Origin of the sequence: Actinoplanes sp. SE50/110 (assembly GCF_900119315.1) — a bacterium.
Lineage (GTDB): Bacteria > Actinomycetota > Actinomycetes > Mycobacteriales > Micromonosporaceae > Actinoplanes.
Genome location: NZ_LT827010.1, coordinates 6313932 through 6332180 on the forward strand (window position 1 = coordinate 6313932; position 18249 = coordinate 6332180).

22 protein-coding genes are annotated in these 18249 nt (G+C 66.0%); 18 read left to right on the plus strand and 4 right to left on the minus strand.

The window, feature by feature from the left end; translation table 11 throughout:
- Positions 1-179 precede the first annotated feature (179 nt).
- The 4 genes from ACSP50_RS43175 (at position 180) to ACSP50_RS28280 (ending at position 3452) form a co-directional block, all read left to right on the plus strand.
- A complete protein-coding gene (locus ACSP50_RS43175; RefSeq protein ID WP_014692725.1) occupies positions 180-326 on the plus strand; it encodes a hypothetical protein in 147 nt (48 codons plus the stop codon).
- A gap of 122 nt (positions 327-448) precedes the next feature.
- The gene (locus tag ACSP50_RS28270; protein WP_014692726.1) at positions 449-1411 is read left to right on the plus strand and encodes a peptide MFS transporter; all 963 of its coding nucleotides are present in this window, start codon (positions 449-451) and stop codon (positions 1409-1411) included.
- Entirely contained in the window at positions 1411-2976 is a 1566-nt protein-coding gene (locus ACSP50_RS28275) for a recombinase family protein (RefSeq protein WP_014692727.1), read from the plus strand. The genes ACSP50_RS28270 and ACSP50_RS28275 overlap by 1 nt, the downstream gene beginning before the upstream one ends.
- 35 nt (positions 2977-3011) lie before the next feature.
- Positions 3012-3452, plus strand: a complete 441-nt coding sequence (locus ACSP50_RS28280) for a hypothetical protein (RefSeq protein ID WP_014692728.1) — start codon at positions 3012-3014, stop codon at positions 3450-3452.
- Positions 3453-3625: 173 nt separating this feature from the next.
- Here the strand turns inward: ACSP50_RS28280 and ACSP50_RS28285 are convergent, their stop codons facing one another.
- From ACSP50_RS28285 to ACSP50_RS28295, 3 genes are all read right to left on the minus strand, one after another.
- On the minus strand, positions 3626-5092 hold the full coding sequence (locus ACSP50_RS28285) for an NF041680 family putative transposase (RefSeq protein WP_014692729.1): 1467 nt from the start codon (positions 5090-5092) through the stop codon (positions 3626-3628).
- Positions 5093-5247: 155 nt separating this feature from the next.
- Complete coding sequence (locus ACSP50_RS28290) at positions 5248-5508, minus strand: hypothetical protein (protein ID WP_043515602.1); 261 nt, start codon at positions 5506-5508, stop codon at positions 5248-5250.
- A 387-nt stretch (positions 5509-5895) separates the two neighbouring features.
- Positions 5896-6234 (minus strand): hypothetical protein, encoded by a 339-nt coding sequence (locus tag ACSP50_RS28295; protein WP_231956732.1) that lies wholly within the window; start codon positions 6232-6234, stop codon positions 5896-5898.
- A gap of 206 nt (positions 6235-6440) precedes the next feature.
- Here ACSP50_RS28295 and ACSP50_RS44275 point away from each other — a divergent pair, with 206 nt between their 5' ends.
- The 9 genes from ACSP50_RS44275 to ACSP50_RS42380 all read left to right on the plus strand — a co-directional run bounded on the left by ACSP50_RS44275 (position 6441) and on the right by ACSP50_RS42380 (position 15201).
- Entirely contained in the window at positions 6441-7883 is a 1443-nt protein-coding gene (locus tag ACSP50_RS44275; RefSeq protein WP_014692732.1) for an NF041680 family putative transposase, read from the plus strand.
- Positions 7884-8154: 271 nt separating this feature from the next.
- Positions 8155-9423: a HEAT repeat domain-containing protein gene (locus tag ACSP50_RS28305; RefSeq protein WP_043512348.1), complete on the plus strand. Its 1269-nt coding sequence runs from the start codon at positions 8155-8157 to the stop codon at positions 9421-9423.
- Between the two features lie 763 nt (positions 9424-10186).
- Positions 10187-10399, plus strand: a complete 213-nt coding sequence (locus ACSP50_RS42375; protein WP_155123648.1) for a hypothetical protein — start codon at positions 10187-10189, stop codon at positions 10397-10399.
- Between the two features lie 490 nt (positions 10400-10889).
- A complete protein-coding gene (locus ACSP50_RS28315) occupies positions 10890-11249 on the plus strand; it encodes a hypothetical protein (RefSeq protein ID WP_014692734.1) in 360 nt (119 codons plus the stop codon).
- A gap of 5 nt (positions 11250-11254) precedes the next feature.
- Entirely contained in the window at positions 11255-11977 is a 723-nt protein-coding gene (locus ACSP50_RS28320; protein WP_043512352.1) for a hypothetical protein, read from the plus strand.
- A complete protein-coding gene (locus ACSP50_RS28325; RefSeq protein WP_014692736.1) occupies positions 11974-12288 on the plus strand; it encodes a type VII secretion target in 315 nt (104 codons plus the stop codon). The genes ACSP50_RS28320 and ACSP50_RS28325 overlap by 4 nt, the downstream gene beginning before the upstream one ends.
- A gap of 15 nt (positions 12289-12303) precedes the next feature.
- Positions 12304-13095 (plus strand): hypothetical protein, encoded by a 792-nt coding sequence (locus tag ACSP50_RS28330; RefSeq protein ID WP_014692737.1) that lies wholly within the window; start codon positions 12304-12306, stop codon positions 13093-13095.
- Between the two features lie 95 nt (positions 13096-13190).
- A complete protein-coding gene (locus tag ACSP50_RS28335; RefSeq protein ID WP_014692738.1) occupies positions 13191-13835 on the plus strand; it encodes an SMI1/KNR4 family protein in 645 nt (214 codons plus the stop codon).
- 577 nt (positions 13836-14412) lie between these two features.
- Positions 14413-15201 carry a hypothetical protein gene (locus ACSP50_RS42380; protein ID WP_155123649.1) on the plus strand — a complete coding sequence of 263 codons (789 nt, stop codon included), beginning with the start codon at positions 14413-14415 and terminating at the stop codon, positions 15199-15201.
- A gap of 396 nt (positions 15202-15597) precedes the next feature.
- Here ACSP50_RS42380 and ACSP50_RS28340 read toward each other — a convergent pair whose 3' ends face one another.
- The gene (locus tag ACSP50_RS28340; RefSeq protein WP_014692740.1) at positions 15598-16026 is read right to left on the minus strand and encodes a helix-turn-helix domain-containing protein; all 429 of its coding nucleotides are present in this window, start codon (positions 16024-16026) and stop codon (positions 15598-15600) included.
- A gap of 156 nt (positions 16027-16182) precedes the next feature.
- Here ACSP50_RS28340 and ACSP50_RS43180 point away from each other — a divergent pair, with 156 nt between their 5' ends.
- From ACSP50_RS43180 to ACSP50_RS28355, 5 genes are read left to right on the plus strand one after another with little or no spacing between them, the layout of a single operon-like run.
- Positions 16183-16452 (plus strand): helix-turn-helix transcriptional regulator, encoded by a 270-nt coding sequence (locus ACSP50_RS43180; protein ID WP_014692741.1) that lies wholly within the window; start codon positions 16183-16185, stop codon positions 16450-16452.
- Complete coding sequence (locus ACSP50_RS28345) at positions 16449-17051, plus strand: nucleotide excision repair endonuclease (protein WP_014692742.1); 603 nt, start codon at positions 16449-16451, stop codon at positions 17049-17051. Before ACSP50_RS43180 ends, ACSP50_RS28345 begins: the two co-directional genes overlap by 4 nt.
- Positions 17048-17233, plus strand: a complete 186-nt coding sequence (locus ACSP50_RS42385; protein WP_155123650.1) for a hypothetical protein — start codon at positions 17048-17050, stop codon at positions 17231-17233. The genes ACSP50_RS28345 and ACSP50_RS42385 overlap by 4 nt, the downstream gene beginning before the upstream one ends.
- Positions 17230-17790: a GIY-YIG nuclease family protein gene (locus ACSP50_RS28350; RefSeq protein WP_014692743.1), complete on the plus strand. Its 561-nt coding sequence runs from the start codon at positions 17230-17232 to the stop codon at positions 17788-17790. The genes ACSP50_RS42385 and ACSP50_RS28350 overlap by 4 nt, the downstream gene beginning before the upstream one ends.
- Positions 17787-17993, plus strand: coding sequence for a hypothetical protein (locus tag ACSP50_RS28355; RefSeq protein WP_014692744.1), 207 nt, complete (start codon positions 17787-17789; stop codon positions 17991-17993). Before ACSP50_RS28350 ends, ACSP50_RS28355 begins: the two co-directional genes overlap by 4 nt.
- Positions 17994-18249 lie beyond the last annotated feature (256 nt).

The window sequence follows — 18249 nt, forward strand, 5'->3', positions numbered from 1 at the left end:
AAAACGACGTACAAAATAGGCGTTTTCAGCTCTTACGCTGTCCATCATGAACCTGCTGCCGTCGACCGACGACCACCGTCGCGTCCCGGCCGTCCTCGTCCACCTGGACCGGCGGGTTTAGCGCCGCGCTGCCGCGGGGTACAGCGTCGCCGCTTTCCACCCCAGCTCGAGGAGCGAACGTGTCCATTCAGGGAGTCTTCTACCTCATCGCCGTCATCCTCCTGGTGGTGGCGGCGCTGCCGATCACCACCCGTGGATTCAACCTTGCCCTGCTCGGGGCGGCTTTCGCGCTCCTCGGCTACTCCTGGAACACGATCACCGGCTGAGCACCCGACAGCTCGCCGCCGCTGTCGCCGGCATCCGCGTCGAGCCGGGTACGCATCGACAATCCCGAGCGCCCCGCGATGGTCGCGGGGCGCTCGGGCGACAAGCGAGGGGGCGGCGGCTCATGCATGATGACGACGATCCGCGGGTACGCCGTGGCATGGCCACCTTCTTCGGACAGCCGCGCCCACTGGCCAACCTGTTCGGCGTGGAGCTGTGGGAACGCTTCTCGTTCTACGGCATGCAGGGCATCCTGCTGATCTACCTGTACTACGAGGCCGCGGACGGCGGGCTCGGCATCGACAAGAGCACGGCCACCAGCATCGTCGGCGCGTACGGCGGGGCGGTCTATCTCTCCACGGTGCTCGGTGCCTGGGTCGCCGATCGGCTGCTCGGCTCGGAACGGGTGCTTTTCCTCAGCGCGATCCTGGTCATGTGCGGGCACATCGCGCTGGCGCTGCTGCCGGGCCTGGTCGGCGTCGGCGTCGGACTGGTGCTGATCGCGGTCGGCAGCGGCGGGGTCAAGGCGAACGCGACCTCGCTGGTCGGCACCCTCTACGACGCGCACGACGAGCGGCGCGACGCCGGCTTCTCGCTGTTCTACCTGGGGATCAACCTGGGGGCACTGGCCGGCCCGCTGCTCACCGGGCTGCTGCAGAAGAACCTGGGCTTCCACTACGGGTTCGGCCTGGCGGCGGTCGGCATGGCGATCGGCCTGACCCAGTACGCGCTGGGCCGCCGCAACCTGCCGGACGCCGGCCGCGCGGTGCCGAACCCGCTGCCGCCGGGCCGCTGGCCGGTCGTCGCCGCGGTGGTGCTGGCCGGGGTCGCGGTCATCGTGGTGTCCGCGCTGACCTGGCTCACCGCCGACCGGTTGTCCACCGTCGTGGTGGTGCTCAGCATCCTGGCCGCGGCCGCCTACTTCACGGTGATCCTCAGCAGCCGCCGGCTCGACGGGCGGGAACGGCGGAAGGTCTGGGCGTTCCTGCCGATGTTCCTGGCCAGCGCCGCGTTCTGGTCGCTCTATCAACAGCAGTTCACGGTTGACAACTTCCACAACACTGGTATGCCTAGTACGGTGCGGTAATGCCCGCAACCAGTCGGATCCCGCACCAGCACACGCCGCCTCACCACCAGGTGGACAGCCCGCCGGTATCTGATCTGTACGCCCGCAAAAGCACCAAAGATGCCGGCCGGTCCGTGGCCCGCCAGGAACGCGCCTGGCGGGCCGACTGCGCTACGGAGGGCCTCACCCCCGGCCGGGTGTTTGTCGACCCCGAACTGTCCGCCAGCCGGTATGCCAAGAAGGCACGACCGGACTTTGCAGCACTGCTGGACCACATTAGGCAGGACGGCTGCCAGGTCATATCGCTATGGGAGCCATCCCGCGGCTCCCGGCAGATGGGCGAGTGGGTCAACTTCATCGACCTGTGCCGCCTCAAGGGCATCCTGATCCGCATCTTCGGGGATGATGACCCGCAAACCTACGATCCTCGACGGCAGCGCGACCGGGACCACCTGTTCAAGGAAGGCATGGCCGCCGAAGGCGAGTCAGAGCGCCTGAGCACCCGGTCGCGGGCGGGGATTGCTGATGCCGCCGTGAATGGTCGGCCGCACGGCAAGATCCCGGACGGCTACAAGCGGATCTACACCACCCCGGATGAAGACGCGGACGGCAGTTTGTTGAACGCGCGCAAGCTTCATGTCGAGCAGGTCATCGATGAGGATCGGGCGGCGATCTACCGGGCAGCGGCGGAAGGCATTCTCAACGGAGTCCCCGTCAACTACATCGCCCGGGTGCTGACTGCCTGGCAGGTGCCGACCCCCCGCGGTGCGACCCGCTGGTCAGGTGGCGCCCTGTACAACAGTCTGCTGCGGCCCAGCTTGGAAGGCCACCGCGAACTTAACGGCATCATCATTACTCGTGATGCGTGGCCGCCCATCCTGGATGCAGACACGGTTGCCCGTCTTCGGCAGTTGCGGGAAGCGCCGCGAACATCGCGGAGCCACAATGACACCCGGTTGAAGTACATGCTGTCCGGGCTGGTGCAGTGCGGGTTGTGCCGCCGGCCTCTGTCGGGGCTGTACGACAGGAAGACCGCAGGTACTCGGTATGAATGCATGATCACTCGTGGTGGATGCTGTCGGGTCAGCACGGAGATGGAGCCGGTGGACTCGCTGGTGTCGGCGATGGTTACGGACCGGCTGCGGGAGCCTGATGCGCTTGCGGTGTTTGAGCCGTCTGCGGATGCGAACCTTCAGGCGCAACAGGCGCAGGCTGAGCTGGATGCGTTGATGGATCGCAAGAAGGAGTTGTACTCCTCGGCTGCGCGCCCTGGCGGGCCGAGCATGGCGTTGGTGGCGGCTGCGGAGCAGGAGTTGTTGCCGAGGATTGAGGAGGCGTCACGGCGGTTGAAAGCGGTGAAGACGCCGCCGGCGTTGCGTGGCTACGATCCGATCGATCTGGCCGATAACTGGCTGTCGTACTCCCCTGGTGAACGTCGCACAGTGGTGTCGTTGTTGGCGGAGGTAGTGGTGGCGCCGGTGGGGCGTGGCGGTAGGTGGTCGCCGTGGCGGCTGGCGGATTCTCGCTGGCGGGGTCAGCATCGGACATGGGGTGACCTGTGGCGCGAACAGGGTCTAGTGCGGTGACCAGGTACGTTCGCCGGGTTCTCTAGCCTCTTGGCATGGTGATACAAGACCGACTCGCGATCATCGACGGCCTGCTGGTGCTTCCTTTTCCGGGTGAGAGCATGCGAGAGGGCCGCCGGTCCAGCGGGCCTGGGTTCCATGTGTATGTCCTGCAGGCCAGCCGCAGTTTCTGGGATGACCGTAGCGAGGAGATCGTCGAGACAGCGCAAGCCGAGATCGACACCGGTTTTCGGACGTTGGCGACCGCGCTGACGGCCCGCTGGGGTGAGCCCCAGACCGTCGATCTCGAGCCTTTTCTCTGGAGTGAGGACCACGCGCCGGAGCCGATGAACCAGCTTTGCCAACTCAGTGGCGAGATATTCGCCTGGCGGCCGCTGGACATTGGTCGGTGGGTTGCGCTCGCCGTTGGCCATGGCGATCCGGAGTTACCGACTGAGTTGCTCGTAGCGGTCGGTGAGGCCGAGCTACTGCGTTGAATCAGCTTGCGTCTTAACCTTCAGCGCAGTTTGATCACCTGTCCCCGGTAGGCGATTCGCCGATGCTTGGAGCCCGTGACCTGGGCAGCATTCCGCCGCGCTGCCTGGCGCACTGTTGATTCGAGCACCGGCTCGGCGTCGAAGTCAGTGCCGGCCGAGGCTTAGCTTGTCGTTTAACCAGTTCGGCGGGGCTTGGTGCCCTTCTTGTGATGGGCCGGTCGCTGGTGAGCCTGGCCGGTGACCAGGATGAGTCCGACGTCGTGACGGGCAGCGGGCTGCCGGTTCCGGGAGCCGGGCGGCTGTCCGGGGCCTGGGCGGCTGGGTTTAGGCGCATGCGCTGGCGAAGGGGTGGTCGCTCGGAGGTTCCGAAACCCGCGCCGCACCCGGGCTGGCGTGAGCCGCTCCGGCGCCATCGGGCGTTCCCAAGGCCGGCGCAGGTCTTGTGCGAGGGGCCGGGCGAGACGCAGCTGAGTATGTGCGGCCAGCACCAGCCACGTCCACCGGTCCGCGGCGGCGGGCTCGCGGAGTTGCGGGGCGGTCCAGCCGAGGGTCTGTTTGAGCAGGCGGAAGGTGTGCTCGATGTCGAAGCGGCGCAGGAACGCCTGCCAGCACCGGTCGACATCGGCGGCGGTGGCGTCGAGCTTGGACCACCACAGCCAGAGCGGCTTCGGCTCGCCGCGGCTGGGCAGGTGCTCGACGGTGAGCCGGATGACCGTGCCTTCGATGATTGGCAACGGGCCGTCATGGTCGGTCCAGGCCGCGCGGTGGGTCAGTCGTGGGTGCAGTCGGTCCCAGGCTTGCGCCCGGACCTGGCCGTAGAGCCGGGTATCGGTGTGCGTGACCGCGTGCTCGATATCCCAGGTGGCGGGGTTGCCGAAGACGAACTCGCCGCCGTGCCTGGTCGGCCGACCACCCAATGGCTTATAGACGCGGGCCGGGGTCGCTCGGCGCAGCACCCGGTCGGAGCGCATCCGGCCGAGGATCTCCACCGGCAGGTCGCGCAGCAGCCAGGCGATGCGCGGGGCCTCGTAGCCCGCATCCAGCACGATCAGGATGTCGGGGTCGCCGGCCTGCCACTGGCCGGCGTCGGTCAGCCGGTCGACGAACTGGCGGATCTGCGCACAGGTGACCGTGGTGACGTCCGCGCCGGGCAGTAGCCGGACGGCGTCGAGCAGGGCGGTCCAGGAGGTCCGGCCGGTCTCCAGGGCGGCGATGATCGAGTACCGCCAGCCCGGGATCATCCGGTGTTCGTCCTTGCCGCGTCCGTAGGTGTGGCAGAACGAGCGCTGCGGACTGCAGTTGCCGTCCGGGCGCAGCCACGGCGAGACGTCCACCGCGAGGACCAGGCGGCCGTCCGCCGCCCGCGGCAACGGCAAGCCGGCCAGCTGCCGGCGCAGCACCTCGACATCGATACGGCCGTGGTTCAGCGCGTCATACAGGGCGCCGTGGCCACGCCGGTGCTCCGGCGCCAGAGACAACCCGACCAAGGTCTTGACCGGCCCTTCGGTGCACAACAGCGCCTCGGTCAATTCGAACAAGGCGTCCGCCCGCCGGGTCATGCACTGGTAGAGCTCCTCACGGAACTCCGCCAATACATCGATCGCTTTCGCCCTGTCCGTCACGACCGCCACAACGAGCATCGATAGGAGCGGACACGGTTCCGCGGGCCGCAGCATGCCGAAGCGGCAACTACCCCAAGCGCCGCATGACGCTCAGTTACGACAGTCGGCTTGGAGGGGAATCCAATGAGTACACGGATCTGCCGACGACCGGGCACCCGATCTTGGCTCTGCCCCTACTCGTAGACCAGCGCCGCTCGGAATATGGCGGCCACCGTCGACCAATCTGGGCTGTCGGGAACCGGCTCCTTCAGAACGTTTGAGAAGAAGCCGTCCATGGACTTCGTCCAGCGGCCCGCGGCGTCGATGAAGGCGCCTGTAGATGGGTTTTCGGTCGGAAGACTGCCTTCGCGAAGCCGGGCTGCCAAGCTCATCAAGTAGCGAGCGAGATCCTCGCGACTCTCTACAGCGGCAATCTCAGGATCCTGCCAGTTCACGACGCGCACCTTACTCGAGTGCGTTCTGGCCAGCGTCCGGACCTGCCGCAGACAACGCGCGCTGGGTCACGTCGCCGCCCGAGCCCGGCACCAGCCGGCACTCGCTGTGGGCGCTGCTGATGACGCAGCGGCTGGTCCGCGGCAGCATTGGGCTGGAGCCGGAGGTTAAACGACAAGCTTAGCCTGTTCTTTAACCTCTGGCTCTCGGCTTGCGGCGGGGCAGGCTGCCTGACTTGGTGGAGCCGCTTGGCGAGATTTCTATCGAACGGGCTCGGCATCGAGGAGATCGGCGGCTCCCTCGAGGAGGGCCGCGAACTCGTCCGCCGTGATCGTGGCAACGAAGACCTTGCCGCGGGCCTCCGGGAGGTGACGCTCGGCTTGCCAGAGTCAGAAGACGATCACTAGGTCGTCGTCGTCCAGGTAGGCGTAGCTTGTCACGTTGTCGACGGTCTCGCCCCAGTGCATCAGCCAAAACTGCTCACGGAAGTCGGTCTCGTCGTCCGTGTAGAGGAGCTGGAAAACTTCTTCTGGTGAATGTTCCGGAAACGGGCACGGACTGACCTGACGGCGCCGCACCTTGGCTGCCGTGGATCGGAGGAAACCGATGAAGGTGGGAAGGAAGACCGTGTTGTCGTCTGTGGTCATCCGCGTGCCGGCGGCCCAAAGATCGACGGTGCGTAGCTCTCCGGTGGCCGGGGCGGGTGGCGGTGGCCAGACCTCGCCCACCTCGACAGCGAATCTGGCTCGGTCACCGAATCGTCGCGTCATAGGACCGCCAAAGTAGCAGCTCACGGGGACGTGGTCTGGCCTCGCCCACCGAGCTGGTGGGGTCGCCGCTGCCGCGTATGCGGCGGCCGAGGCTCCCCGCTGGAGCCGGTTGAGGTGGGCCCGACGGATGGATCCGAGTCTTCTTCTGATCGACGTTCGTTGTAGTGATCGTGGCAGATAGGGGCTGGGGAGCCGATGTCCTGGCGGCTTTCCGGGATGAGTTCTACCGTTGCTTGACTGCCAGGTCGGACGCGCTGTTCGAGCTGTCCGACGCGGTGTTGTGCGCGGACGGGCCGGTCAAGACGTTGGTCGATCTGACGTTGACGGCCGAGCACCGGCGCGGACACGGCGCGTTGTATGACGCGCTCAACCACGGCCGCATCGATCTGGGACGGCTGCGACGGGCGTTGACTGCGCAGCCGCTGCCACGCTTCGCCGACGGTCGGATCGTGCTGGCGGTCGACGTGTCACCGTGGCTGCGATCCGACGCCGCGTGCAGCCCAGAGCGGCTGTTCTGCCACGTGTACGGGCGCGCCAAGAGCGCCGCGCAGTTCATTCCCGGCTGGCCGTACTCCTTCGTTGCGGCGCTGGAACCTGGCCGGACGTCGTGGACGGCGATGCTGGACGTGGTGCGTCTCGGCCCTGCCGACGACGCCACCGCGGTCACCGCGACCCAGTTGCGTGGGGTGGTTGACCGGCTGATTGCCTGCGGCCAGCAGCAGGCCGGCGACCCGCACATCCTGATCGTCTGCGATGCCGGCTACGACGTGACGCGGCTGGCCTGGGTCCTGCGTGATCTGCCGGTCGAGGTGGCCGGGCGTATCCGCGCCGACCGGGTCCTGCGGCTCCCTGCCCCGCCGTATGAGCACAGCCCGTCCGGCGGTCGTCCGCCCAAGCACGGCGGCGAGTTCGACCTGAAAGACTCCGCCACCTGGCCCGAGCCGGCCGCGACCACGATCAACGAAACGATCAGCTATGGAAAAGCCGAAGCCCGGGCCTGGGACCGGTTGCATCCGCGGCTGACCCACCGCGCCGCCTGGCTCGATCATCAGGGCACGCTCCCGATCGTCGAGGGCACCCTCATCCGACTGCAGGTCGAGTACCTGCCCGGTGACCGCGCCGCGCAACCGATGTGGCTGTGGTGGTCCGGCACCGGCGCCGACCCCGGGGATGTGGACCGGATCTGGCAGGCCTACCTTCGGCGCTTCGATCTGGAGCACACGTTCCGGCTTTTCAAGCAGACGCTCGGCTGGACCAGGCCGAAAATACGCGACCCGCGGGCAGCCGACCGGTGGACGTTGATCATGATCGCCGCCCACACCCAACTACGACTGGCCCGACCTATCGCCATCGATCTACGCCGGCCCTGGGAACAACCGGTCCCGCCCGAGGCACTCACCCCAGCCCGGGTCCGGCGAGGGTTTCGAAACCTCCGCACGAGATCGGCTCTACCAGCCGCAGCACCGAAACCCACCCGCCCCGGCCCCGGACGACCGCGGGGATCGAAGAACCACAGCCGCGCGGCCCGCTACGACGTGGGCAAAACCGTCAAACGCGAAACCTCGCTGGGTGGCCCGCCTCGCCGTAAGCCCAAGGCCAGAGGTTAAAGAACAGGCTTAGAAGCTGTCCTCCAACCGGTTTTGTCTCGGTCTGTCACTACCTCTCCTGTCGATTGCACACGCGGTCATCCGTACGGGAGATCTATCGCGGGCTGTCAGCGAGTCGTGATCTCGCCAAGCGGTCGGCCCCAAGGACGACCCCGGGCGTCGGCCGGTCCCCACAGCCACCCCAGCATCCGACATGGCATCGCCGTCGGAACATCAGGCGCGGCGACCACCCCGGGAAGGCGCCGGTCGGCGGTAGCGCCAGAATTGCTGGGTGGAGCAGAGGGTGATCGATGCCATCCGTGACGGCGACGTCGAGGAGGCCCGGCGGTTCCTGACGGTGATTTCCTCGGGTGACCGGTGGGAGGCCGACATTCGGGCGTTCGGCGCCGCAGTGTTGCGCCATGGCGGGCCGGGTATGGCGGAGATGCTTTTCCAGGACGAGGTCCTGCCCTCGGGACTGTGGGACGATGTCGACCCGGTGGTCTGGGCCGCCGATCACGGCACGTGCGGATTCCTGGACAACCTGCTGCACCGGCATTCTGTCGACGAAACGCAGCTTCGGCGGGCGCTCGAGGCCGCGCGGCTGTGGCTTGAGGCCACTCCCGAGCTGGAGCTGCGCCGCCGGGCGGGGATAGGCGTGGGCGAGCCGGTCGTCATCGAGCGGGATCGGGTGGTCATCGACGACCTGAGCCCGCGGACACCGCGGCTCCGGCTGTCCGCGCTCGACGGCCGTAGAGCTGAGGTTTTGCTCGCCCACCGTGGCGTGGTAACCACGTTGGAAACGACACTAAGCCTGCCGGTGTCTCCGGACGAACTGCTGGCGCGGGCGCTGCGGTCAGCCGATCCGGAAGCCCCGGACTGGTCGAACGTCCGCCGGGCCCTGCAGCAAAGGTTCTCGATGGCGGACAACGTCCGGTGGTCGATCGACCGGCTCGGTGACCCGCGGGTGGCGGTGCGGCGATTCACCGCCGAGCTGATGCACCATCTGACCCTCGACGGTGACGGACCGGACGAGCCCTACGCCCCGCAAGCGCTGAACGCACTTCACGACCGGATCACCGTCGAACCGGAGCCCCTAGTACTGGACTCGCTGATGGGCGCCTACGCGGGTTTCCGGCATATCGGCGACATCCTCGTCGAACTCCTGCCCTTCGCCGGTCACCCGCACCCGGGCGTGCGCACCCGAGTGGCCATGGAGCTGCTGAACGGTACGGGAGGGCCGGCTGACGACCCGCCACCGCACGTGCTCGGGGTCATGTTTGGACTCACCCGGGACCCGAGCGCACAGGTACGCGGTGCGGCGACGGCCGAACTCGTCTACTCACGCATCGACACGCCCGAATTGCGCGACCACCTCGCCGCTCTTCTCGCCGGCTCCGACCGCCGCATTCGGATCCAGGCCGCGACCGGGCTCGCCATGCGAGGCGACCCGGACGCTCTCGTTCAACTGCGCGATCTCAGTGCCGAGGACGGTTACGAGTCGCACGCCTGGTACGACCTCGACATGGTCGAGCGCATGCTCGGCTTGAGTGGCTTGTAAGAAGCTGTCTCGGTCTTTGACCATGACGGCGTTCTGTCACAGGGGGGATCCTCAGGATGCCACGGTGACGCTTCGTCGTCATGGTCACCTACGTCAGTCAGCCGTACGGCACTCCCGCCAAGCCCTGGTTCGACACGCGTTACTGCAGTACACGGCGTCGCGGCGACGGCGGACTAGCTTCCAGACCACGCACTGCGCACACCGGGCAGGACATCATCGCGACCGCCCTCTCGGCGCTGGCCACCTCCTACTCCGTGGAGCCTGGACGCAACGGGGTTACGAACGCCCGCACAACCAGCGCCGTGAGCTTCTTTGCCCGGAGAGCCTTGCGTCGCGCTCGGCAAGCACGCCCCACGCACGACGGCGAGCAATACCACTGACGCGTACTCGCATCGCGGGCGAGAGGGCCGCAGCTCAGGCATCGTCTCGGGGGTTGTCGAGTGGCCACATTCTCAGAATCGACCCGTCGACCACATCCGTCTACAGGCTGGCATTCGTACTGACGTCACCGTGACGCCAACGCGAACGGCTACTACAACCAACATCACCCTGCACACCAGCTGAGCTGGAAAAACGGGACCAAAGACAGTTTCTTAGGCACACGCGCTGGTCATGCCCTCGTAGCGCCGGGGTTCTTAAACCTCCGCCGTCCCCTGAGTAAGGACGCGTCACTCCGTGGCACCCGCTCTGGGCCATCGCAGGATCCGCCGGAGGAGTCGCGGCCGCCGCCGTCGCGATCGCCGTCCGGTACGGGGGCTGACCGGTGAGCCGGCCACCCCGACCTACCTGGTACACCTGGACGGCGCTGCTCGCATCGTCGCTGGCGACCGGCACTGCGGCGGTCGCAATCTCGCTGCACGCTCAGGCCGAATCGAACCGCAAGCTGTGCGGCATCGTCAGCACGCAAGATGACGCCTGGTCGGAGACGACACCGACCACGGTTACCGGTAGCCGCGTGGCCAAGGCGATGCGGTAGCTACGCCGCGACCTGGGATGCCCGCCCGATTTGCGCGGGTGCCCGGCGGCCAGGTGGGTGATGAACATCAGTGACCCATTGCTGCTGACCCGCCGGATCGCCCTCACCCGGTATGGTCGGCCGCCCAGTCGACGGGCTGAGCGTCACCAGGGCTGAGTTGCCCGCCAGACCCGCTGCCGCTTGGCCACCTCAAGGTTGGCGCCGCACGCCTGGTAGAGGTCCGCGAGCGGCTGGAGCCAGGCGGCCACCGCCGCATCCGGGACCGATGCAACTGAACCTTCCTGGGCGGCGGCCTGTATCTACAAGTGGCCAACATCGCAGGAACACCACATTGATACTGACCTGTTTTTGACAGTGGCCAAGTTCCTCACACGGGGTTGCACAGGGTGGTCGAGATCAGACACTCTGTCCCTCTTCGTCAACCCGGGGGTGCAGTGTGGCAAGGGCGTCAGCAAGAACGGCGAGGACCAGCGGGTTCGCGCTGTTCCTCATGGCCATGATCACAGCGGCGGAACTGCTGGGGACCGCATACGCAGTGCTCATTGGCCTGGAGGAACTCGTACAAGCCTCGCCATACGGCCACACCGGCACCGTCATCGTCACCCTGGCCGCCGCCGTCATCGCCGTGGCCGCCGCCGTCATTGCGTGGCGTGGCATCGGCGGCACCACGCGAATCGTCGCCGCCACCCTCACGTTCCTCGCGGCCGGGCTCGTCCTCATGCTCACTATCTCGCTGCTGACCTCGTCGAAGGGTCACGCGATGGGATTCTCGATCGTTCTGGCGCCCGGCACCGTGTTCCTCTTCTGGATCGGCCGAGCCGTTCTGCAGGCCCCGGCGGGTGGCCGGTGAACCCCATGGAACCGGACATGGCGCGCCGCCTTCAGCAGCTGCAGCAGCGGGCGCAGCAGCTCGGGAAGGTCGCGAGCGACCTGGCGGCCGCCGCCCCGCAGCACGTGGAGGGCAGCGATGCCACCGGCTGCGTCGTGGCGACGCTCGGCCCGGACAACCTGCCGGCCGACTTCCGCATCCAGGACCGGTGGCATCAGCGCCTGGAGGCTGAGAAGCTCGCCCCTGCTGTGCTGGCCGCCTACGCCGACGCGGTGAAGACGAAGCAGCGCCAGTGGGTTGGCCGTCTCGACCAGTCCGGCTGGTGGGCGCAGCGCCGCGACGCTGAGGCAGGCTGGCTAGTGACGGAGCCCGCGCCGGCGCCGAAAGGTGGTCGTCCGCAGCCGGACGATCCCGAGTTCGCCGAGCAGATCATGAAGACCTTGCGCAACGCCCGCGAGCAGGCTTCCCAGCAGCCGCCGGCGTCCGCGCAGGGCACCGACGCCCAGCGCAACGTCACCGTACGCCTCGGCCAGGGTGGGTTTGTCGGCTGCGACATCGACACGCGGTGGGCGCGCAGCAGTTCGGGCACCGCGATCAGCGGCGCTCTGCGGACGGCGTTGCAGCAGGCCAAGCGCGAGCTGAAGCCGTCCTCCACGACCTTCGGCGAGGTCGATGCGTTGGTGGCTGATGCCCTGGCCACCTTGTCAGCCCTTACCCGGACTCAGCAGCACCGAGGTGATCACCGATGAGCCAGCCCACCCCCGACGAGGTGCGAGTGGCCACCGACGCGCTGCGCACGGAGTCCGGCACCTGGAACAACCAGAGCGACACCACGAAGGCGCTGAGCGCCAAGACGGCAACCTTGGAGTTCGGCCGGCTAGAGGCCGGGCTCTTCCAGATGATGGTCGGTCCGTACAACGACGTCATCCACGCCGTCACGGCCCGCGCCAACGAGGGGGTGACGGCGATGAAGGAGATCGCCGACACGCTGCACCAGGCCGCGGACACCTACGAACAAGAGGACCGGGCCGGGGCCCACCGCATCAAGAACGTCTACTGACGGGGGAGCACGTCGATGTTCAGCGTGGCGCAGTTCGAGGCCGTGATCGCAGAGATCAACCAAGGGAAGCAGACCTACGACGCCAAGATCGCCCAGGTCATCCCCGCAGCCGATCACTTGGCAAGCCAATGGTGGGTTGCCGACGTCATCGCCGAGGCAATCCACTACCTCGCCAAGGAGACCGTAGACCTAGCCACGGAGATCGGGAACTTCATCCTCGACCTGCTGAAAGGCTGCGGCGCTCCGATCTTCATGTTCCGCGACTCATGGACCTGGACGGACATCAAGAGCGGTTTCAGCGCCGTCTCCACCCAGCTGACCACCCAGAATCTCGTCGTCGATGACTCGAAGTGGGCCGGCGACGCCAAGGACGCCTACCTCACCGTCGCCGAAGCGCAGTCCGCTGCCGCCGGCCGCCTCAGCTCGATCGCCGGCAACACCAGTAATTCCCTGCTGGAGTGCGCCATCGCCGGCTCCGCCTTCTACCTCACGGTGGCGGCAGTCCTCGCGAAATTGATCGTCGCGGCGGCCGCTTCGGTGGCCGCGTTCAGCAGCGCCATCTTCTCGGAGATCGGCGCCATGATCTTCCTGGAAGAAGGCGGCGTCAACATCACCGCGCTCGCCACAGCGGCCGGCCTGCTTTCCGGTTTCCTTGGCGACCAGGCCCGAGTCATGATCTCGCTGCACAGCGACTCCAGCGACCCGGCCAACTTCCCGGGCGGCATGTGGCCACGAACGAACGCCAGCGCGTTCAGCGACGCGACCGTCAAGGACGGCGACGCCGACTGGAGTCTGAAGAAGGACTAGGACACCTTCCAACCCCGCGCTCACATGCCGAATTGAGTGCGTTGAGAGTTGCCGCCTCGGACCATTTTGTCGGTGGGTGGCGCTAGGGTCCCGCCATGACAGAGATCGACTGGTCAGACGTCCGGCCCCGCATCGCCGTCTTGGCGGGACTCGCCGGTGCCGCGGAGGTCTTCGGCGCGATCTCGCACGGCTGGCGGCTAGCACCTGCGTTGACCGCCGATGAACTCGCCGAGCTGGAGGGCCAGCTGGGTGTCGAGCTTCCGGTTGATTACGGTTCGTTCCTAACCGATGTGAGCCGCGGCGGCGCCGGCCCGGCATACGGACTCTTCCCTGTGCGCCGCGTAGAAGGACGTTGGGCATGGGAGGGCGACGGCGCCTCTCTCAATGACCGCGAGACACTCACCCGACCGTTCGGCCACATCCGAGCCTTCAATCCCGCCGACGACTTGGACAACCCGCCGCAGATCGGACGGAATGATGACGCCTTGTGGGAGCTGCACGACGAGGTTCTCTCCGATCCGGCCCACGTGACAGGCCTGCTCTACCTCTGCCACCTCGGCTGCGCCCTACGTGAGGCTCTGGTGGTAACTGGCCCCTCTCGCGGTCAGATGTGGGCCGATGACACAGCAGATGGAGAGGGCTTCCGTCCCCTTCACAACCCGGACAGCAGCCGCATGACCTTCGCTGCCTGGTACCGCACCTGGCTCCGCCAGTCAGAACGGACATCGTCTGAACGATAACTGCGCTCTTCTAGCCGCGATCCGCGCTCGAACCGAGCCGCGTCGTTACGTTGGACCACTGGCCTCGCGTAGGCGAGGCCCGGATCTGCGAAGTTTGGTGTGCCGTACCTGTCGGTCTGCTTGAGTACGAGAGTGCGCGACCTGCGACGTGGCACTTGGAGGGCGCTCACTGTCTTGGGCGCTCTCATGGCGGCTGTTGGACTGCTGATCTCCTCTGACTACCTCGTGAATGTGAACGTACCGTTCTTGGCCTCCGGCCTCGCTTCCTTCGGAGGAATGCTGTGCGGCCTCGCGTGGCGCCAATCAAGAAGCCGAGACGAGGTCAGCCGAAAGCCGAAGAAGCAATAACCGAAGGCATACGGATCTGCCGCGATATTCGCGCGCCTCACCGCGGCTCTGACTACGTCACGCCAGGTCGCCTTAGTCGACTGGTCGCTGGAACCTGACGTAGCGTACCCATTCCCTCACCGCTTGACGTTCATGATCATCTCGGTGCCCAAACGCATCAATAAAATAGGCACTCGGATGCCACTGAACACGGTTGACTGTCGGAGCAGTGGTGAGAAATGCTGGCCCGATGGGCTACATACCTCCGCCGTCCTGGCCACCGCCCGCGAACTGGCGCCCGCCGTTCGATGACTGGACGCCGCCCGAGTTCTGGCAGCCTGGTCGAGGAATCCCGATGACGCCAGATGGCGATCTGTACCTTCTTCCGCCGATTCCGGGCGAGGCTGCGCCGGTCGAGCCGACGGCCGAGGAGCAGGACGCGATACACCTTCGGCGCGTAACCCGGATGTTGAGCATATGGGCACGAGAGGTTCAGCGCGCCGCTCACAGCTATTACCAGGCAACGGTTAAGGCCGAATGGACTGACCGGGCGATTGAGTACATGGAGGACTGGTCGCCCACTGAAGCTAACCTCCGCGAAGCCCTGGAGGAATCTTGGGTGCGCGGATACCAACTCGTAATGGCTGCTCACCAAATGGAACAATGGTTGGCCGCATACCGAGTTTCGGGAGGCGAAACCTCAGACGAGGGAGAGTTCGCAGAAGACAAGGAGTTAGAGCGACTTCTCCGTAACACGATTGAGCACCTCAGCGACGCTCGCTTCACCGAAGCCGCAGCCTGGCGCAACCCCGCCGACACAAAACGGAAAAGCCCCAGCATAGAGAAACTACCTGGCGGTGGATTGTTCTTAGGATTTCGCCCGTCGAACCATGAGCTTGTCTTCGGGCTAGTTGAAGTCAAGAAGCTTTTTGAGCGCGCAAAGCGTTATGCATACGTCGATACGCCACGCGAAGATTCGGAATTCGAGCCCAGTGATATCGATTACGAAAACATGGGCTATCGCGGCGACGCGACCTGAGGCGCAACAAACGTTACCTAGGGATGGGCCGATCCCTAAATGCGGCGGCATACCCGTTCCTCCGCCACATCAAGTTCGGCCTGAACACCCATCGCTGATGATCCAAGATGCTCGGGTCGACGCACTGATCTGCTCCTCGCCACCGACCCCACCACAGGCGAGACCAGAAGCGAACCCGTCACGGCCCTGCACCGCAACCACGATACCCAGCTTGCTGACGTGACACCTCCCCGGCGGCCACCTTCTGACTTGTTGCTCGGCGAGCACTGACCAGGCTCCCCTACCGACGGGCGCAGGGGCGTTGCGGCAACCCCGGCTCCCTCGGACGGGTCAGTACCGTGATCCACAGCCCCGACCGGCGTATCACCGACCCCATAAACGTTCATGGCCAGCGCACTAGCTCGCGCTGGCCGAGTCCTGTGCCTTCGCTTTGAGGTAGAGCAGGTAGTCAATCCAGCTTTGCTTGTCGGCGGCCGGGATATTGGGGTCCTCCAGGACATCAAGGATCTCTTTAAGTTTGGCCGGCACCGGTACGGCAGGTTGGATCTCATCTGCGGTGAGGTAGCCAAGGCTCACGGCTGCCCGCCGCGGATCGATGTCGAGAGCTGCGCAAAGAGCGCGGACGTGTTCGGCTTCGGGTGTGCTGGTGATCTCTCGCTCGTAGCGGCTGATGGTGGTTCGGCTGATGCCGGTTTCAGCGGCTAGGCGGTCCTGTGACCAGGTTTTGGCAGTGCGTCCTTGCGTGAGGAGTTTGCCGAAGGTCGGCCCCGGAGTTGCGCCGCTCATGGCGCAACCATAGCGGGTGTCGGTCAGAACGGTTCGCATGAGCCCACCTCGCGCCATATTTGGCGCGCCCAACAGGCGCTTCCTAGCTGCACGCTAGCAGCGGCAAAGGCTCCCGTCCATCGGACATGGACGATGTTGCGTCACTTTCGCGTCGGCCCTTGCGCCACAGCTGGCGCGAGGCCTACGCTCGATGCCATGAGTGACGCAGCCAAGCCCACTCGGCGCGCCGCAATCGACACAAGCCGAGTTGCGGTCAACAAAGACCTGTTCCTCAACGCCTTCGCCGACAAAGGATGCGCCACCGGCCAGGAGCGAGCCGACCTGATTGGCACGTCCCGCCGTCTCACCGAGCGCTACCTGGCCGGCGAAGTAGTCCCTACCCTGCCTACCGCCCGCCGGATCGCCAAGCGTCTCGGGCGCAACATCGACGACCTGTGGCCGGACAATCTGGAGGCAGCGGCATGAGCCCGCTTTCCTCCATCTCTGGCCACCCCCGCCACGGCGGCCCGCTCGACGATCGCGAGTGGTCGCTCCGCGCGTTCATCGACACGGGAACCCGAAAGACCAAGTACCCGGTCGGACGAGTCATGCTGCGCAACGCGTTCGTCTACACCCCGAACAAGCATCGCTACAACACACGGTTTCACCTCCCCCGTGCTGCCGCCGTTGCCTGGCGGGAAGATCAACCGCCTCGCTACCAAGCGCAGACCATGTGCGGCCGATACCTCACATGGTTCACCACCAGCATGGACGCGCCAGCCGGCCTAGAGATATGCGACGAATGCGCGCTGGCTGAGTACCTTCGTCCGGCTGTCTACCGGTTCTTCGACGCCGACGACCGCCTTCTCTACGTGGGTTATAGCCGGACGGTGCTTCACCGGATCAAGCAGCACTCCCGCGATCCCAAGTCCCAGCGCTGGTGGATCCACCAGGTTCACGCTTCGGTTGAATGGTTTGAGACCGAGGAAGAGGGTCTTGCCGCAGAGACGGCTGCAATCCGCTCCGAGAAGCCCCTCTACAACCGGCGCAGTGTTCCGCAGCGCGAGTGGGTCGGTGCAGCATGAAGGCCGACCTTGATGAGCAGACCCGCCGCATGGTCGAAGTCGCCGTATCCGCTGCCCCCGCGCTCACCAGCACTCAGATCACCGAACTGCGACGCATCCTCAAACCCAGCGCTCAAATCTCTACCGTGACGCCACTGCCCACCCTCAAGGTTGCAACCAGGCCGACAAGGCGGGCCGCATGAGCAGCGGTTTCCTTTACGCCATCAAGTTCTCCAACGGCGTCATCAAAGTCGGCTCTACCCGGACGCCGCAGGCACGTTTGCGCACCCACGCCGGTGAAGCGGCCGGCTTCGGACACCAAGTCCTCGATCAGTGGTTGTCCGACGAGCACGACGGCTATCAGAGCACTGAGCAGACCCTCATCGCTCAGATGACGTTTCTCGCCTGCCAGCGTCATCGGCGCGAGTACTTCCAGCACGTCAACTGGGACCAGGTGTTACGGGTCGCCAAGACAGTCGTGGCCAACCATGTTGCGGGCCGTTGGACGACGGTCCCGCTGGAACACGGCCGGTTCACCATGGCCGACGTTGCAGCCATGCATCCCCAGTTCGAGCGGAGCTACCTGCATCAGGGCTGCATCTACGACCAATTCGCTCGGTCGATTGACCGCCGGGAGTTCGTCATGAGCCCTGCCCAGATCAAGACCTTGCTGGACATGCATGCCGACTTGCCTGGCCCCTTTACCGGCACGCCCAGCGCTTCTCTCCGACACCGTATGGAACGGCGGGCCGCCGCATGACCACTACCGCAGATGCCCGTGTCGCCGGCTGGATGCAGCTAACCCGCGTGCCGGGCAGCATCCACAAGTTGCACACGGCTGGCTATGTGGTCGAGGTCGGGGACGGAATCCCCACGTACTGCCACACCGAAGACGAGGCCCGCGCTTTCCTGCGTGCCCTTCGCCTGCCCGACGACGTGCCGGTGCAGTCGCCGCCGTCCTGAAACGCGAAACGGCCCCCAGCTCCACCTGGGGACCGTTTTGGTACTCGACCCCGCTCAATCACCCTGAGACGAGGCTCTATATGCCTGACCGTAGCAGCGAACCCACGGTGGCGCACGACAACCCCGAACTTTCTGGCACGACCGTCAGCCCTGCGTGCTATTGCGGTGCCGTCGGGTGCTCTACCCCGGAGCAGTGCCGGCGTGACCACTACAGCTCCGAAACCACTTGGCGTGAGATCGCGGTCCGGCCCGCCTT

Excerpts from the sequence above, each read along its gene's own strand:
- ACSP50_RS28320 (WP_043512352.1), top strand. The coding sequence starts at position 11,255 with ATGGAACCGGACATGGCGCGCCGCCTTCAGCAGCTGCAGCAGCGGGCG.
- ACSP50_RS28315 (WP_014692734.1), top strand. The coding sequence starts at position 10,890 with ATGGCCATGATCACAGCGGCGGAACTGCTGGGGACCGCATACGCAGTG.
- ACSP50_RS28280 (WP_014692728.1), top strand. The coding sequence starts at position 3,012 with ATGGTGATACAAGACCGACTCGCGATCATCGACGGCCTGCTGGTGCTT.
- ACSP50_RS28345 (WP_014692742.1), top strand. The coding sequence starts at position 16,449 with ATGAGCCCGCTTTCCTCCATCTCTGGCCACCCCCGCCACGGCGGCCCG.
- ACSP50_RS42380 (WP_155123649.1), top strand. The coding sequence starts at position 14,413 with ATGGGCTACATACCTCCGCCGTCCTGGCCACCGCCCGCGAACTGGCGC.
- ACSP50_RS28285 (WP_014692729.1), bottom strand. The coding sequence starts at position 5,092 with ATGCTCGTTGTGGCGGTCGTGACGGACAGGGCGAAAGCGATCGATGTA.
- ACSP50_RS28335 (WP_014692738.1), top strand. The coding sequence starts at position 13,191 with ATGACAGAGATCGACTGGTCAGACGTCCGGCCCCGCATCGCCGTCTTG.
- ACSP50_RS28270 (WP_014692726.1), top strand. The coding sequence starts at position 449 with ATGCATGATGACGACGATCCGCGGGTACGCCGTGGCATGGCCACCTTC.
- ACSP50_RS43180 (WP_014692741.1), top strand. The coding sequence starts at position 16,183 with ATGAGTGACGCAGCCAAGCCCACTCGGCGCGCCGCAATCGACACAAGC.
- ACSP50_RS28330 (WP_014692737.1), top strand. The coding sequence starts at position 12,304 with ATGTTCAGCGTGGCGCAGTTCGAGGCCGTGATCGCAGAGATCAACCAA.
- ACSP50_RS42385 (WP_155123650.1), top strand. The coding sequence starts at position 17,048 with ATGAAGGCCGACCTTGATGAGCAGACCCGCCGCATGGTCGAAGTCGCC.
- ACSP50_RS28355 (WP_014692744.1), top strand. The coding sequence starts at position 17,787 with ATGACCACTACCGCAGATGCCCGTGTCGCCGGCTGGATGCAGCTAACC.
- ACSP50_RS28340 (WP_014692740.1), bottom strand. The coding sequence starts at position 16,026 with ATGCGAACCGTTCTGACCGACACCCGCTATGGTTGCGCCATGAGCGGC.
- ACSP50_RS28325 (WP_014692736.1), top strand. The coding sequence starts at position 11,974 with ATGAGCCAGCCCACCCCCGACGAGGTGCGAGTGGCCACCGACGCGCTG.
- ACSP50_RS28350 (WP_014692743.1), top strand. The coding sequence starts at position 17,230 with ATGAGCAGCGGTTTCCTTTACGCCATCAAGTTCTCCAACGGCGTCATC.
- ACSP50_RS28275 (WP_014692727.1), top strand. The coding sequence starts at position 1,411 with ATGCCCGCAACCAGTCGGATCCCGCACCAGCACACGCCGCCTCACCAC.